General features: G+C 61.0%; 13 protein-coding genes. 10 read left to right on the top strand and 3 right to left on the bottom strand.

Features of this window, described 5'->3' with window-relative positions; translation table 11 throughout:
• The first annotated feature begins 1,823 nt into the window (after window positions 1-1,823).
• From QRN63_RS27920 to QRN63_RS27875, 10 genes are all read left to right on the top strand, one after another.
• Window positions 1,824-2,561, top strand: a complete 738-nt coding sequence (locus QRN63_RS27920) for an MlaE family ABC transporter permease (RefSeq protein ID WP_285034372.1) — start codon at window positions 1,824-1,826, stop codon at window positions 2,559-2,561.
• Window positions 2,558-3,409 carry an ABC transporter permease gene (locus QRN63_RS27915; RefSeq protein WP_285034237.1) on the top strand — a complete coding sequence of 284 codons (852 nt, stop codon included), beginning with the start codon at window positions 2,558-2,560 and terminating at the stop codon, window positions 3,407-3,409. Before QRN63_RS27920 ends, QRN63_RS27915 begins: the two co-directional genes overlap by 4 nt.
• Window positions 3,410-3,413: 4 nt before the next feature.
• Window positions 3,414-4,763, top strand: a complete 1,350-nt coding sequence (locus QRN63_RS27910) for an MCE family protein (protein WP_285034235.1) — start codon at window positions 3,414-3,416, stop codon at window positions 4,761-4,763.
• 24 nt (window positions 4,764-4,787) lie between these two features.
• Complete coding sequence (locus QRN63_RS27905; RefSeq protein WP_285034233.1) at window positions 4,788-5,816, top strand: MCE family protein; 1,029 nt, start codon at window positions 4,788-4,790, stop codon at window positions 5,814-5,816.
• A complete protein-coding gene (locus tag QRN63_RS27900) occupies window positions 5,813-7,168 on the top strand; it encodes an MCE family protein (RefSeq protein ID WP_285034231.1) in 1,356 nt (451 codons plus the stop codon). Before QRN63_RS27905 ends, QRN63_RS27900 begins: the two co-directional genes overlap by 4 nt.
• Window positions 7,165-8,499, top strand: coding sequence for an MCE family protein (locus QRN63_RS27895; protein ID WP_285034229.1), 1,335 nt, complete (start codon window positions 7,165-7,167; stop codon window positions 8,497-8,499). Before QRN63_RS27900 ends, QRN63_RS27895 begins: the two co-directional genes overlap by 4 nt.
• Window positions 8,496-9,635, top strand: coding sequence for an MCE family protein (locus QRN63_RS27890; protein ID WP_285034227.1), 1,140 nt, complete (start codon window positions 8,496-8,498; stop codon window positions 9,633-9,635). The genes QRN63_RS27895 and QRN63_RS27890 overlap by 4 nt, the downstream gene beginning before the upstream one ends.
• 1 nt (window position 9,636) lies before the next feature.
• Window positions 9,637-11,082, top strand: coding sequence for an MCE family protein (locus QRN63_RS27885; RefSeq protein ID WP_285034225.1), 1,446 nt, complete (start codon window positions 9,637-9,639; stop codon window positions 11,080-11,082).
• Between the two features lie 253 nt (window positions 11,083-11,335).
• A complete protein-coding gene (locus tag QRN63_RS27880) occupies window positions 11,336-11,953 on the top strand; it encodes an Rv1363c family protein (protein WP_285034223.1) in 618 nt (205 codons plus the stop codon).
• The gene (locus tag QRN63_RS27875; RefSeq protein ID WP_285034220.1) at window positions 11,950-12,552 is read left to right on the top strand and encodes a hypothetical protein; all 603 of its coding nucleotides are present in this window, start codon (window positions 11,950-11,952) and stop codon (window positions 12,550-12,552) included. Before QRN63_RS27880 ends, QRN63_RS27875 begins: the two co-directional genes overlap by 4 nt.
• 500 nt (window positions 12,553-13,052) lie before the next feature.
• Here QRN63_RS27875 and QRN63_RS27870 read toward each other — a convergent pair whose 3' ends face one another.
• From QRN63_RS27870 to QRN63_RS27860, 3 genes are all read right to left on the bottom strand, one after another.
• Window positions 13,053-13,523, bottom strand: coding sequence for a CAP domain-containing protein (locus QRN63_RS27870; protein WP_285034370.1), 471 nt, complete (start codon window positions 13,521-13,523; stop codon window positions 13,053-13,055).
• Window positions 13,524-13,564: 41 nt separating this feature from the next.
• Window positions 13,565-13,906, bottom strand: coding sequence for a DUF732 domain-containing protein (locus QRN63_RS27865; RefSeq protein WP_502888206.1), 342 nt, complete (start codon window positions 13,904-13,906; stop codon window positions 13,565-13,567).
• A gap of 434 nt (window positions 13,907-14,340) precedes the next feature.
• Window positions 14,341-15,255: an SDR family NAD(P)-dependent oxidoreductase gene (locus tag QRN63_RS27860; RefSeq protein ID WP_285034219.1), complete on the bottom strand. Its 915-nt coding sequence runs from the start codon at window positions 15,253-15,255 to the stop codon at window positions 14,341-14,343.
• Window positions 15,256-15,303 lie beyond the last annotated feature (48 nt).

Below are 15,303 nucleotides of genomic sequence, written 5' to 3'. Positions count from 1 at the left end.
GCTCGGTCAAAAACTCTGTGTCCTAACGCAGGGGAATCCCTTGCTACCACGAAAAATAGAACGGCGCCAGAGGAACGACATGAAGCGACTTTCCATCTCCGCGAATAACCACATCATACGAGATGCCGGCGAGTGCGCACAGCGGCCGTCACGCGCCGACGTATCGCGCTCGCGATTTGGGCTGAGAGACGCGCTATTGAACTTCATGGCGTGGCCGAAAGCGGTTGATCAAGAGTCCTTTTGAAGAAACCGAGGCACTTCGGATGGTTCACTTCGACCGCGCGTGGCCACGTAGATAATGGACGGGCATCGATGGGCGCGGGCAATGGTGAACGCTTCTAAGGAACGGCAAATATGGCTGGGTGTGGCGGCGTTGATCGCAGTCTGCGCTGTCGTGTCGGGTGCGCTCATCCTGCAGTGGGGACATCGGGGGCCACGCAGTGATTGTGATGTGGTCGGCGACATGACACGTCGGTGGAATTCAAATGTGGCTCCGCCAAAGACGGCGCTATCGACTGACCCGTCAGACCGCGAAGCCGTACTTATCGTTGCTAGAGCCGAAGAATCATTCAGTTACGCGCTGCGCGCGTCGACCCAAGACCTGTCTTCCCGGTCTATCCAAAGTGCTTTGAACAGTTGGGCTGACGGCCTTGCTACGAGGGCTCAAAGCCGACGCGACGCTATACGACTGACCCCCGATCACGCCACGCCAAACTATGGTCCAGCGTTTGCTCAAGCGTCGAATGACATAAGCACGGCCGCGAGAGCGCTATCGCAAGAATGCCCCGCTGCCGAACTCCCGCGCGCGCTGCCGGACTGAGGGTCGGGCGCGCCGGCGTACAACTGAACTGCCCGAAGGGCATTGACGCGCAACATCAAAGCGGAAACGGCGCGGTTTCCGCGGGCCCGCCGTGTATCTCGGATAACAGGGAAACTGCAGCTCGAGTATCCTCGCGATGTCAAAAGCGCGCCGCCGGACCAGGCGCGGTACTCGCTAATGAATCGGATTCCCGCAAATCTTGGTCCGGATTGCTGAACTCCCCTGTGCCAGTGAGGATGCATCGGCCACCGCGGCCGGCAGCGTCGAGGGCCTGGCCGCCTTCGCCGAGCTAGCCTAGGACGAAGTGGATCGTGCGACGCGGCTGCATTCCTCACCGAGGAAGCCTCGTAATCGGCGACTGAGAGGGCGCTGCGACCTGCCAGCGTCCGGTTCGCCGACCCGATACTCGGTGCCTGCATGCCGGTACGGACGACACGTCCCTGGGTACAGCACCGGTCCCGCGCAGCCCGAAAAAGACAGATATTTACGATATCGATAATCCGGTATCGAACATAATCATGTATGGCGACTAATTAGCTCGCTTGCACCTGGCGGTACCGCGCCAGGCTGGCTCTGCGCTCTCCGTCAGTGCCTATATATCCCACGCTCGTCGGCTAGTCGATTCGCGTACTCAACAGTGGACCTGCTCTTAAGCCTGGTCTACCCCTGGCTGTATCAGCGGTATACGCACGATTCGCCATCGCGGCGCCAGGTATCTCTCGCGAGGGGAATTGCGTTTGCTGGGTGATTCTGTGATTTGTATCGCTTATAGCGAAGAATGTGATGCACGACTAGCTTCATGTCGTGCAATTTCGCTTCGACTTTTCGGCGGCTCAGCTGCGGCAGGTACGCGGATCGGCTGTGCGAGGGCGGCGGACCCCGGCCTCGTACCGTCCGGCCCGAGGCCACCGATCCAGGTGCTGGCGCTGCGGGCGCGACCGCGGAGTGACCGGTGGCTGAACGTCATCAGACCTCTTTGTGGTCGAACCGAGCATTCAAACCGATGGGGGCCATCGGCGCCTTCTTTGCGATGTCGCTGGACACTCTTGTAGCAATTCCGCGGCGACCATTCGCATTACGAGAGTTCTTGGTGCAGTCGTGGTTTGTGGCGCGAGTATCGCTGTTGCCGACGCTGATGCTCGCTATCCCGTTCACCGTGCTGTTGGTCTTCACGTTCAACGTGTTGTTTTTAGAATTCGGTGCCGCCGACCTATCAGGGGCGGGGGCGGCGTTCGGCACGGTTACCCAAATCGGGCCGATCGTGACCGTCTTGGTCGTCGCTGGCGCCGGTGCCACCGCGATGTGTGCCGACCTCGGTGCTAGGACGATCCGCGAAGAGCTCGACGCGATGCGGGTCATGGGGATCAACCCCATTCAGGCGCTGGTGGTGCCACGGGTGTTGGCCGCGACACTTGTCGCCTCGTTGCTCTCGTCGGTTGTCGTCATGGTGGGTCTGGTTGGCGCGTTTGGATTCTCGGTCTTCACACAGCATGTGACGCCCGGCGCATTTGCGGCCAGCTTGACGCTGCTGACCGGCTTGGCCGACGTGCTTCTCGGACTACTGAAGTCAGCGCTCTTTGGACTGTCGGCGGGGTTAATCGCCTGCTACAAGGGCACATCGGTGGGAGGTGGGCCGGCCGGCGTGGGCAACGCCGTCAACGAAACGGTCGTCTATGCGTTTGTCGCGCTGTTCTTCATCAACCTGATACTCAGCGCAGTTGAAATCAAGGTCACCCTATGACCCACGTTCCCAGCAGCCTCCGCCCGAGACTGCGCCGCATCGTGACCGAGCACGCCGCTGGCTGGGGCCGCTTGGGCATCCAGACCCAGTTCTACTTCACGACACTGCGCTCTACTGCCGACGTAGCGATCCGCTACAAGTCTGAGATGGTGCGGCTGATCGCCCAAATGAGTCTCGGCACAGGCGCTCTGGCCGTGATCGGAGGCACGGTTGTCATCGTGGGATTTCTGACGATGTCCGTTGGAGCCCTGATCGCGGTTCGCGGTTACAACCAATTCGCCGATATCGGGGTTGAAGCCCTGACCGGCTTCGCATCCGCCTACTTCAACGTGCGCCTGATCGCACCACTGGTCGCGGGCATTGGGTTGGCCGCGACGATCGGGGCCGGCGCCACCGCGCAGCTTGGCGCAATGCGGATCAACGAGGAGATCGACGCCCTGGAAGTGATGGGCGTCCGATCGGTGGCCTACTTGGCATCAACCCGTGTGATCGCGGGCGTGATCGTCGTCATACCCCTGTACTGCGTGGCGGTGCTGTCCTCGTTCTGGGCCGCCCGGGTGGGCACCACGGCGGTCTACGGCCAGTCCACCGGTGTTTATGACCACTACTTCAACACCTTCCTACAGCCGGCCGACATGATCTGGTCCTTCGCTTTGGCAGTGGCAATGGCTGTAGTCATCATGCTTGTGCATACCTACTACGGTTTCACCGCTTCGGGCGGCCCTGCCGGGGTCGGCGAGGCGGTCGGTCGCGCGGTGCGCACCTCGTTGATCAGCGCGTCGTACGTGATCGTGTTCATGTCGCTGGCCATCTACGGCCAGACTGGCAATTTCCATTTCGCCGGATAGCCCAATGAAAGCCATCACACGCAGACATCCGATCGGCCCCGGCTGGTGGGCAGTGGCTCTTATCGCCGCAATCGCGGCATTCACGGTGGTGTGCTCGGGGCTCTACCAGGGGGCGTTTCGGACGTATGACGTCGTCACGCTCACATCCGACCGGGCAGGGCTGGTCCTGGATCGCGGTTCTCCCGTAAAGATGCGCGGCGTCGAAGTCGGAAAGGTCGAGGCTGTCAACGGCGGCCACGGTCCAGTAAACCTTCAACTCGAACTCGTCCCCGACCAAATGAAGTACATCCCGGCCAACGTCGAAGCCGAGATCAGGGCCACGACAGCGTTCGGAGCCAAGTTCGTCGAACTGATACCACCCGCGGACTCCAGCGCCAAACGCTTGGAGGCTGGCGCCGTGTTGCGAACGCGCAACGTAGCCGTAGAAGTCAACACGGTCTTCGAGAACCTTGTCGGCGTGCTGAAACAGATCGACGTAGCCAAGCTCAACGCAACATTGACCGCGGTGGCCGACGGGGTTCAGGGACAAGGCGAACGCATGGGCCAGGCCATCACCGATTCAAACCAGGTTCTGCTGGCCATCAATCCTCGGATGGGCACCGTTGCCCAGGACTGGCGCTCTTCGAAGGGGCTCTACGACACCTATGGCGCTGCGGCACAAGACATCCTGGCCGTCCTCAACGCGGCCAGCACGACAAGTACCACGATCACCGGCCATGCCCACGACCTAGATGCGCTGTTGCTCAACACCATTGGAATGTCGGACGTCGGCATCAAACTACTGGCTCCCAATATGGACAACCTCGTCCGCTCCATCAACACCGCGCAACCAACGACGGATCTGCTGTTGAAGTACAACCCGGAGTACACATGCCTGCTGATGGGCTCGAAGTGGTTCCTCGACAACGGAGGCTATGACGTGCTCGGCGGCAACGGGCGATCGTTCGTCATCGATGCCGCCTTCCTCTTCGGAGACGACCCATACCGGTACCCGGACAACTTGCCTGTCACCGCCGCCAAGGGTGGTCCTGGCGGCAGACCGAGCTGCGGGTCGCTACCGGATGCCACCAAGGACTTCCCTGTTCGACAACTGGTCACCAACACAGGCTGGGGCACTGGACTGGACTGGCGGACGAATCCCGGAATCGGCCATCCTTGGTGGGAGGACTTCTTCCCGGTTACACGCGCCGTCCCACAACCACCGAGCATCCGCGGCCAGGGACCGCCCGCGATCGGCCCAGTGCCATATCCGGGGGCACCCCCATACGGGGCACCCCAGTACGGGCCGCAGGGTACACCGCTATATCCCGGCGTCCAGCCACCCGCGGCACCGGATGTACAGCCCACCCCCTGACAGACGACGAATGAGGAACTTGTTGTGAAGGACAACGTGCTCGGTGCGAGCTGGCGTCTGGCTATCTTTGCCGTGGTATGCCTGTTTGCGCTCTTCGCACTATTGCTTGTCTTCGCACAGTTGCGATTTCAGCCCGAGAAGGTCTACCGCGCTGAATTCAGCAACGGATCGGGATTGAAAGAAGGCAATTTCGTCCGTATTGCCGGCGTAGAGGTCGGCAAGGTCACGAAGATGTCGATCCAAGCGAATTCTGTTGTTCTCGTAGAATTTTCAGCTGACGACTCCGTTGTCCTCACCGAGGGGACACGCGCTGTCATCCGCTGGGCGGATACCGTCGGCAATCGCTACCTCGCTCTCGAAGATGGCGCAGGGGATTCGAAGCGACTCGGCCCTGGGGCGACCATTCCGCCAAGCCGTACGCAGCCTGCGCTGGAATTGGACGCGCTGGTCGGCGGTTTCCGACCATTGTTTCGTGCACTCGACCCCGATCAGGTCAACGCACTGTCCGGTCAACTCGTCGCCGCCCTGCAGGGGCAAGGCACCACGATAGGTTCGTTTCTGGCGCAAACGTCGGTTGTGACAAACACATTGGCAAACCGCGACGAACTCATCGGTGAGGTGATCACGAACCTCGGCACGGTGCTGCAGTCGCTGGGTGATCAAAGTCAACAGGTTGACAAAGCCGTCGTCGCGGTATCCGAACTGGTGAAGGGCCTGGCTGCTCGAAAGACCGACATTGCGAATGCGGTGGCATCCACCGACGAAGCAGCAACGTCGGTGACCGACCTTCTCACTCGCGTGCGCCCGCCAGTGCAGAAGGTCGTTCATGAAACTGATCGCTCCGCTGGAATCGTCGTTGCCGACCACGAGTACTTCGACAATCTTTTAAACACCTTGCCCGAGGCGTATCAAGCTCTGTCGCGGCAAGGCCTCTATGGCGACTATTTCAGCTTCTATCTATGTGATGCCGTGCTCAAGCTCAATGGGAAGGGCGGTCAGCCGGTGTATGTGAAGGTCGCCGGCCAGACCACCGGAAGGTGTGCCCCGAAATGAAACCCTTCACTGAACGTAACCCGGTCGTCGTCGGCCTGGTCGGTGTGACCGCCGCCGTGATCGTCAGCGTGCTTGCGCTTCAATACGACAAACTTCCATTCATCGACCAAAGCACCGATTACTCAGCCTATTTCGCCGACGCAGGGGGCTTGCGAACAGGCGCAGCCGTGCAGGTCTCCGGTTTCCGGGTTGGCAAAGTCTCCGAAATCCAACTCGACGGCACCCACGTACTCGTAAAGTTTGACGTGGACAACCGCATCCACCTCGGCGAGCGCACCGAGGCAGCGATCAAGACGAAAAGCGTTCTGGGCGCCAAGGTCCTTGATGTCAGCCCTCAGGGAGGCGGCCAACTAGCCGGGCCGATTCCACAGGACCGCACGCAGTCGCCTTACCAGCTGCCCGATGCACTCGGTGACTTATCGACGACGATCAACGGGTTGAACACCGACGCGGTATCCCAGTCCCTGGCCACGCTGGCGCAGACATTTCAAGACACACCAACGGATTTGAAGGTTGCGGTCGAAGGCGTGGCGCGATTTGCCCAGACCATCGATGAGCGCGACGCCCAGCTGCGCCGGCTGTTGGCCAACGCCAACAAGACGACCACCGTGCTCGCCCAGCGCAGTGACCAGGTGGTCAGCCTAGTCACCGATACCAACGCACTCATGGCTGAACTGCTGACGCAGAGCAATGCACTGGGCGAGATCTCAGCCCACCTGTCGGCGCTGTCAAAGCAGCTGTCAGGCTTCATTGCCGACAATCGAGAATCATTGCGTCCCTCGCTGGACAAGCTCAACGGTGTGCTGGCGATCATCGACAACCGCAAAGAACGCCTGCAGAAGGCACTCAAGCTGGCACCGGTGGGAACAATAGCTCTCGGAGAGTCGCTGGCCTCGGGACCGTTCTTCAAAGCCTATGTCGCCAATCTGATCCCCGGCCAGTTCCTCCAGCCGTTCATCGACGCGGCGTTCAGCGACCTCGGCCTCGACTCGACTGTGCGCCCGCCGTCACAGTTGAACGACCCGCCGACGGGACAGCCGGGAACTCCGGCGCTGCCGGTGCCCTACCCGCGGACAGGTCAGGGCGGCCAGCCCCGTTTGAACCTGCCGGACGCCATCACGGGGAACGCGGGGGATCAGGGATGCGGTCCGCCGGGCTTGCCGCTGCCCGGCCCAACGGGCTGCTATCCCTATCGTGAGCCGCTGCCAGCGCCGCCGCCGGGTGGCCCCCCGCCAGGGCCACCAGCTGCGCCGCCGCCGTCCATGGCGTCGACGACAGAACCCACCCCGTCTCCGGTGTACGTTCCCGCGCCGAACGAGGTCCCGCCTGTTGCCGGTGGTGGTACCCGATGACGACACGCAACGCACGAATCGCGCTGGCAGCCGGCCTCACCATCATGCTGACCGTCGCGCTGGTGATCGTAGGTCAGTCAATGCTGAAACAGGCCAACCGAATCCACGTTGTGGCCTATTTCGACAACAGCAATGGGCTTTTCGTCGGCGACGAGGTGCGCATTCTCGGCGTGCCCGTAGGGGCGGTCGACCACATCGAACCGCAGCCAATGCGGTCCAAGATCTCGTTCTGGATCGACGGGAGATACAAGGTGCCCGCGGACGCCAAGGCCGCCATTTTGGCCCCGATGCTGGTGACAGCACGTGCCATACAACTCACGCCGGTGTACACCGCAGGGCCGGTCATGGCCGACGGTGCTGTGATCCCCGAAAATCGCACCGTGGTCCCAGTTGAGTGGGACGATTTGCGCAAGCAACTGGAAAAACTCACTGAGACACTGCAGCCCACCGAGCCCGGCGGGGTCAGCACACTGGGTGCTTTCATCAACACCGCTGCTGGAAACCTCCGCGGCGAGGGTGCCAACATCCGGGACAGTCTGATCAAACTTTCCCAAGCCTTCTCTGTACTCGGCGACCACAGCGGTGACATCTTCGGCACAGTCAGGAATCTCTCCGTGCTCACCACGGCGCTGCACACCAGCGACGATCTATTGCGACAGCTCAACCGCAATTTGGCTGCGGTGACCGCTTTACTGGCCGACGATCCCCACGCAGTCGGCCGCGCAATCGACGACCTCAATACCACGCTCGGTGACGTGCGCGACTTCGTCGCTGACAATCGTGAATCGATCGGCACAACGTCGGACAAGGCCAGCGAGGTGTCTCAGGCAATCGTCGGCAGCATCGATGACATCAAACAGCTGCTTCATATCTTGCCGACAGTCGCACAGAATTTCTCCAACGTCTATCAGCCTGCGCAGGCTGCGCTGTCGGGGGCGCTGGAAATAACCAACTTCGACAATCCAATTCAGTTTGTGTGTGGGGCGATTCAGGCTGCGTCGCGCCTCGGCGCCGAGCAGTCGGCAAAACTGTGCGTTCAGTATCTCGCGCCCATCGTCAAGAATCGCCAATATAACTTTTTGCCGTTCGGCCTCAACCCGATAGTCGGTGCGTCGGCCCGGCCGAATGAGATCACCTATAGCGAGGACTGGATGCGTCCGGACTATGTACCGCCCCAGTCCGTGGCGCCACTGGCGGCAACCGCGGCGCCGGATGTCGCACCGGGTCAGGCGCTACCGATCGGGCCGCCTCTTCCAGCAGAGTCGGCCACAGCGATCGATCCGACATCGGGACTCACCGGCTTGATGGTGCCTCCGGGGGTTGGGCCATGAAACATCCACCACGACAACGGCATCTCCGCGCCATTATCGGTGTACTAACTGCGATCAGCATGTCTGGCTGCGGTTGGCAAGGACTGAACTCCCTGCCGATGCCCGGTACGGAGGGCCGCGGCCCTGGCGCGTTCGAGGTGCAGGCACAGCTGCCCGACGTTATGACGCTGGAGCGAAATTCGCGCGTGCGCGTTGGCGACGTCAATGTCGGCACAGTCACCCGCATCGAGCGCCAAGGTTGGCACAGCCTGATCACAATGACGCTCAACGGCGACGTCGACCTACCGGCGAATGCAACCGTAACCCTCGGCCAGACAAGTGTATTCGGCTCACCTCACGTCGAATTGGCCGCGCCAGCGGGCGAACCGCCACAGGGCAGGCTGCACAGCGGATCTTTGATTCCGTTGTCGTCAGCTTCGAGCTACCCATCAACCGAGCAGACCTTGTCCGCGCTGTCGTTGCTGCTCAACGGTGGCGGCATCGGCCAATTTCAGGAGATCACAAAGGAATTCAGCACCGCGTTCGCGGGGCGCGAAGCGGACCTCAAGAGTGTCATCCAGCAGATCGACCAGTTCATCGGAACGGTCCAAGCCCAGACCGGGGACATCATCGATGCTATCGGCAGCTTGAACCATCTGGCTGGCCAATTCGCCGAGCAGAAGCCGACATTGGACGCCGCGCTGAAAACGCTGCCGGATGCCCTGCAGGTGCTCAAAGATCAACGCTCCCAGCTTGCCGATGCGCTCGACAGGTTCGGCAAGCTCAGCGCGCTCACCGCCGATGCCGTCAATCAGACCAAAGACAACCTGGCTCAAGAGCTGAAAGACCTTGGCCCCGTCCTCGAATCGCTGGCGAATGCCGGGCCGGCCCTGACACGGTCTCTGAGTCTGTTATCCACGTTCCCCTGGCCAAAAGAAACAATCACCAATGCCTTCCGTGGTGATTACGTGAACTTGACCATGATCGTGGATCTGACCCTCAGCCGGATCGACAACGCACTATTCACCGGAACAAGGTGGGAAGGCAATCTCACCGAACTGGAGATGCAGTGGGGCCGAACGATCGGTCAAATTCCCAGCCCCTACACGGCGGGCAATCCGCTGATCATCCCTTATCGCCACGACCAGGGACCCTAACGTGCACCTAGACAGACGAATCAAGATCCAATTGGTGATCTGCGCAGTGATTGCCCTCGCCGCCGGGGCCATCATGATATTCGGCTACATCCGTTTGCCCGCAACACTATTCGGGATCGGGCGCTACACCGTCACCGTCGAGTTGCCGAGCACCGGTGGACTCTATGCAGGCGGCAACGTCACCTATCGGGGCGCCGAAGTCGGCTTGGTCAAAGATGTCCACCTGACCGACGCCGGTGTGGCAGCCACCCTGGCGCTACGGTCAGGGGTGGCCATCCCCTCCGATCTAGACGCGCAGGTACACAGCGTTAGCGCGCTCGGTGAGCAGTACATCGCGTTGACACCGCGTAACGCCACGTCCGCGCCGTTGCGCAACGGGGATGTCATTCCCCTCAGCCGAGTCTCGGTGCCGCCCGACATCAACTCACTCATTGCGGCCACCAACCGTGGACTGCAGGCCATTCCGCGTGACAACCTCAAGACCGTCGTCGACGAGAGCTATACCGCAGTCTCCGGTTTGGGGCCTGAAATCGCGCGTCTCATCAAAGGGTCGACGACACTGGCCGTCGATGCGCGGCAGAATCTCGACCCGCTTACCACGTTGATCGATCAGGCCCAGCCGGTTCTTGATTCCCAGGCCGATACCAGCGACGCCGTCCGCGCATGGGCGGCACATTTGGCCACCATCGCCGGCGAAGTGAAGACGCATGACACGTCGGTGGCTGGACTGTTAGAGCACGGTTCTCAGGCCGCCGGCGAGGTCAGGCAGCTTTTCGAACGGCTGCAGCTGACGCTGCCGATTCTGTTGGCGAACCTGGTCACTGTGGGTCAGGTAGCAGTCGCCTACCAACCCAACATCGAGCAAATCCTCGTCCTGGTCCCGCAAATAGTTCAGGAGGAGCAAGGAACTCTCGTCCCCAGTCACAACACCAAGCAGAGTTACAAGGGCGCACAACTGGATTTCAATCTCAACCTCAACGTGCCACCCCCTTGCAAAACCGGGTTCTTGCCCCCACAGCAGCAGCGTTCACCGGTTTTCGAGGATTACCCCGACGTTCCGCCCGGGGCGCTCTATTGCCGTGTGCCGCAGGACTCGCAGCTCGTTGCGGTACGCGGCGCCCGCAACATTCCATGCGCAACGGTGGCCGGAAAGCGTGCGCCGACGTTCCAAATGTGCGAAAGCGGCGAGGAATACGTGCCGCTCAACGATGGGACCAACTGGAAGGGCGATCCCAACGCCACCCTATCTGGGCAGTCGGTACCGCAACTGCCGCCTCCCCCCAACAGTGCACCGACTCCTGCACGTTCACCCGTCTCGGTAGCGAAATACGACCCCACCACGGGCGCCTACGTCGGACCTGATGGCAAGGTGTACACCCAGGCCAACCTCTCCAACACCGCACAGCGACCCACGTGGCAATCGATGCTCGTGCCGCCCAACGGTTGAGGCGCGGTTCCGATGATATTGAAACCAAGGCCATTCCAGTGATTCCTCGATTCTGTGTGAACTCTAGAGAGAGTCGTGAAGCCGATGCGGTGGAAGCTGGAACTACCGCCCCAAATGAGGAGCCCATCAAGTACGCGGGGATGCGAACATCGGGCGACCTCGAAACAATCACTGCGGCAGCCAATCTGACGCGTGTGACCAGTATCCGTTCGCCCAGGGATGGACGTCCCTCGGCCACCGTAGAAGGAGAATGATGCCTGACGCACTTGCAATATCCGAGGACGATGTCTCAATCGAAGCCGATCCACCAGGGACTGCCGCGACTGAAGATTTCGAGCTCGAGGATTGCACAATCGAAGCGAGCACCGATGGTGGGGCCAAGCCGGCGAATCCATTGCGTCCGGCGTTGCTCGTCGGGACCCTGATGATCGTCGCCCTTGCGGCGTTGACCGCGTGGCTCGGCTACCGGGCGTACCAGTCCAAGGAGACCGCCCAGCTGCAGGACCTCCTCGTCGGGGTCGGCCGACAGGGCGCGATCAACCTGACCACCATCGACGCCGCCGAGGCCGACAAGGATGTGCAGCGCATCCTCGATTCGGCCATCGATACGTTCTACGACGACTTCGCCAAGCGATCCCAGCCGTTCATCGAGGTGGTCAAGCAGGCCCAGTCCAAGTCGGTGGGCGAGGTGACCGAAGCCGGGCTCGAATCGATATCGGGGAATGAAGGCCAGGTCCTGGTGGCCGTCACCGTCACCACCTCCAATCGCGGTGCACCCAACCAGCCGAAGCGCTCCTGGCGGATGCGTCTGACGGTCAAGAAGTCCGGCGAGGACGAAGCGAAGGTTTCGAAAGTGGAGTTCGTACCGTGACGACTGATGACGCCAAGCCAGACCTCAAGGTCATCGCGGAGGAGACTACCGCGGTCGAACTGACCGACTCCGACCCTGAATCTCCTGCCAAGCCCGAGGCCGCATCGAAGAAGCGGTTCAGCGTCGCCGCGGCAATGGCCTTCGGTGTACTGCCGATCGTGGCGCTGCTACTTGCGACGGCGGCCGGCTATCTGCGGTGGGAGGATTCGTCAGGCCGCGGCGCCAACACTGCTCGTACCGAATCGGTCCAAGCCGCAAAGGATTCCACTATCGCCCTTCTGAGCTATAAGCCCGAAACCGTCGATAAGGACTTGAATGCAGCTCGTGACCGGCTGACCGGAAGCTTCCTGGACGCCTACACGCAACTGATCAACAAAGTCGTCATCCCCGGCGCCAAGGAGAAGAAGATCTCGGCCCTGGCGGCGGTGCCCGCCGCGTCGTCGGTCGTGGCCAAGATCGATCATGCGGTAGTGCTGCTATTCGTCGATCAGACCGTCGTCGTCGGCACCGACGCACCGACAAATACCGCTTCCAGTGTCCGGGTGACCCTGGAGAGGGTCAAAGACCGGTGGCTTATCTCGGGATTCGATCCGATCTGACTGCCGCGCTGCATAAATGGCCGCAGCTCAGTTCGACACCGGGGACTTCGTATCATCGGTCGAGCGTCATGCGGCGGCGCCTGGTGCCCTTTACAAGGGCACCAGGCTCCAAATCGTCGCGCGAGCCCGATCTAGGTCCCGCGCACTGGAGTTCCTGGCCTCGCGACCAATCTTCGCCGAACTTCCAATTGTCGACACTTCGATGATCGACTCGTACTGGTCGTACCGGGCGCAACACTGATAGGCATGAAATGGTAGGTGCCCCAGTAGATTTATTGATTGCGGGTGGCAGGCTGGTCGATAGTGGTGAGGGTTGATATTAGGTTGGCGCCGAAAATGGAAGCGCTCAACCAGTTGTGACGCGGCAACTGGCCGCTATGACGCCGCGGAGTTAAAGCTCTGATCAGCTCGTTTCAGAGAACATGGGAAGTTGTAGAGGACGTGAAAGATGCGTGGTCGCCGACGAAGTTGTGGCGGTGCCGCAGCCGCTCTCTCGAAATTTACGCTGGCCGTTTGGCTGGTTGGCCGTAGACAGCCACTAGAACCGAACGGTCCAGGCTGTTTACCGACCAGACGCCAATCGCTGTGTTGGCGCAATTGGACATGATCGCGAAATCTGCAGGGTCGTAGTACCACTGGTTGATGACGTCAAGGTTGTTGATCGCGAGCGCTGGGTTGATGGCCACGGTTTGAGCGACGGCTCCCTGGAATCCGGCTGCGGCGGCACGACTCTGGGTTGTGGAGCCACCGGAACCCAAATAGGCGTCTGGCGAGCGATCGTTGAGGATGTCGTTGGCGCGCCATTCCGCGGCCTGAGTCAGCGCCGGATCCCTCCTGATATCGGTCGTGCACCCTGCTTGATGCTGAACGGTGTAGACATTAGCCACCACGCTGTCATTGAGGCGGGTGTTGTCGGCGTGGGTGGATGGCGCATCGACGATAGACCCCAGCCAGACCGCACCCGATACCATAACGGCGCCAATAGTTCGATCTACCAATGCTGTTCCTTTGCTTAGGTGGACGGCTTGTAGCCGGCTGCCGACATGCGGAGCTGCCAGATTGCGGCGGGACAGAGCTCTTGGACTGACTGGCTAATCAGATAAGACGCTTGAAAATCGTCGACGGAGTTGAAGTCGGCCTTGATACCGTCCACCAGCTGGTCATAGCTGACACCGGAATTCACCCGGTCGCAGATACCATCGCCGTAGGCCAGTGCCGCGTCAGCGTTGGAGAAGTTGTAGCCTGGCCGGACAGTGACGTTGATCAGGTAGCCGACGATATCGGCGTGCGCTGGCTGAGCCGTAACGACACCGACCATCGCGCCAAAAACTGACATCCCCGCGGTTATCAGCATCAAAAACACAAAAGGTCGCACTGCCAAATTATGCCAAATGTGCAGACCGTGCGATAGGGGAATTGTGCTGCTGCTGAAGTCGATTCAAATAATCTAGCCGGAATACGCGAGGGAAGTCGGCGCGGCCACTGAAGCGCTTGTTGACCTCCGGCTTCGCAGTATGGGGTCTACGGTGTGTTCGTCGCCGACACTGATATCGCCATCCTGAATCTGACGGCGCACCGTACCCGGTTGATCTCCTCAGCGGGAATCGCGAACGAGTCACGTATGTAATGTTTTTGAACTGCTCTGTCGACTCCGTCAGCCACCCTGTCGCCCCGCTCGGCGAGCCGACTTATCGCCGCCCCGGAGCTGGCGCTCGTCACAGTTACGGTCGTTGAACACTGGGACCGTGGGTTTACGGACACGACAAGGAGCCGTCGTCCGTTACCGTGTCACGCTCCGTGGGTAGCATCGCGGTCGCGCGTGTGCAACGCCGCCAGAGATTCTTCGGGAGAAAGATCTGAATCGTCCAAACCGATGCTCGTTACGAAATGCGAAATCGCCTGCATGATCCGTGAATCCTGGAATACGAAACGCTCCACCAGTGGGCGGAACAGTCCGGATAGCTTGGCGGTGGGAGTGGACAGTCTCGGGACGACGATCTGGTCTGCTCTTCGCTCGATGCCTGCGACGATGGCTTCGACCACCGCCTCGCGCGGCACCAGCTTGAACAGTCCATCGAAGTCGTTCCAAACGTTACGCGCTACGGGGTTGTCGAGAACCTCGTCGACCATGAGCGATCGGAAGAAGCTGGGATGCGCGCTTCCTACAGTCACGCCGAATTGGCGTAGTTCGGGACGCAACGAGTTGCACATCCCGAGCACGCCGGCCTTGCTGGCGCTGTAGGGAGAGTGCAGGGGTGAGTGTACGAAACTGGCCATCGACGCCACGGCTAGGAGATGGCCCCGCTGGAATGCGACGTGGGGAAGCGCGGCTTTGAATGTGCGCCATACGCCGTTGAGGTTGATATCGATCGTGCGTTCCCAATCGCCGAGCGCCGTGCCTGCCATCGGTCCAATCGGGCCGCCCGTACCTGCGCCGGCAACGACGACGTCCAGCCCTTCGAAATGTGCTGCGACCTCGTCCATTACCTCGGTGAGGTTGTCGAGATCGCGTACATCGGCTTTCCAGCCACGGGCCACACTTTCATCGCCGAGACTGTCGGCGAGGTCGCCCACGACGTCGGCATTGAGGTCGAGCAATGCGACGCGCGCCCCGCGGGCGCGTAGCGCTTTGGCCAGATCTTGGCCTAGGCCGCCGGCGGCGCCGGTGAGCGCGACGGTGCGGTTTGTGAGGTCGTATTTCATCGTGACTCCTGCAGCGAGGTTGGGATGGGGCTCACCGGCACGCTTCTA

Origin of the sequence: Mycolicibacterium sp. lyk4-40-TYG-92 (genome assembly GCF_030209435.1) — a bacterium.
Classification (GTDB): Bacteria; Actinomycetota; Actinomycetes; order Mycobacteriales; family Mycobacteriaceae; genus Mycobacterium.
This window is presented reverse-complemented; position numbering and strand designations above follow the sequence as displayed.

Excerpts from the sequence above, each read along its gene's own strand:
- QRN63_RS27865 (WP_502888206.1), bottom strand. The coding sequence starts at position 13,906 with ATGCTGATAACCGCGGGGATGTCAGTTTTTGGCGCGATGGTCGGTGTC.
- QRN63_RS27880 (WP_285034223.1), top strand. The coding sequence starts at position 11,336 with ATGCCTGACGCACTTGCAATATCCGAGGACGATGTCTCAATCGAAGCC.
- QRN63_RS27920 (WP_285034372.1), top strand. The coding sequence starts at position 1,824 with ATGGGGGCCATCGGCGCCTTCTTTGCGATGTCGCTGGACACTCTTGTA.
- QRN63_RS27915 (WP_285034237.1), top strand. The coding sequence starts at position 2,558 with ATGACCCACGTTCCCAGCAGCCTCCGCCCGAGACTGCGCCGCATCGTG.
- QRN63_RS27860 (WP_285034219.1), bottom strand. The coding sequence starts at position 15,255 with ATGAAATACGACCTCACAAACCGCACCGTCGCGCTCACCGGCGCCGCC.
- QRN63_RS27895 (WP_285034229.1), top strand. The coding sequence starts at position 7,165 with ATGACGACACGCAACGCACGAATCGCGCTGGCAGCCGGCCTCACCATC.
- QRN63_RS27890 (WP_285034227.1), top strand. The coding sequence starts at position 8,496 with ATGAAACATCCACCACGACAACGGCATCTCCGCGCCATTATCGGTGTA.
- QRN63_RS27870 (WP_285034370.1), bottom strand. The coding sequence starts at position 13,523 with ATGGTATCGGGTGCGGTCTGGCTGGGGTCTATCGTCGATGCGCCATCC.
- QRN63_RS27910 (WP_285034235.1), top strand. The coding sequence starts at position 3,414 with ATGAAAGCCATCACACGCAGACATCCGATCGGCCCCGGCTGGTGGGCA.
- QRN63_RS27900 (WP_285034231.1), top strand. The coding sequence starts at position 5,813 with ATGAAACCCTTCACTGAACGTAACCCGGTCGTCGTCGGCCTGGTCGGT.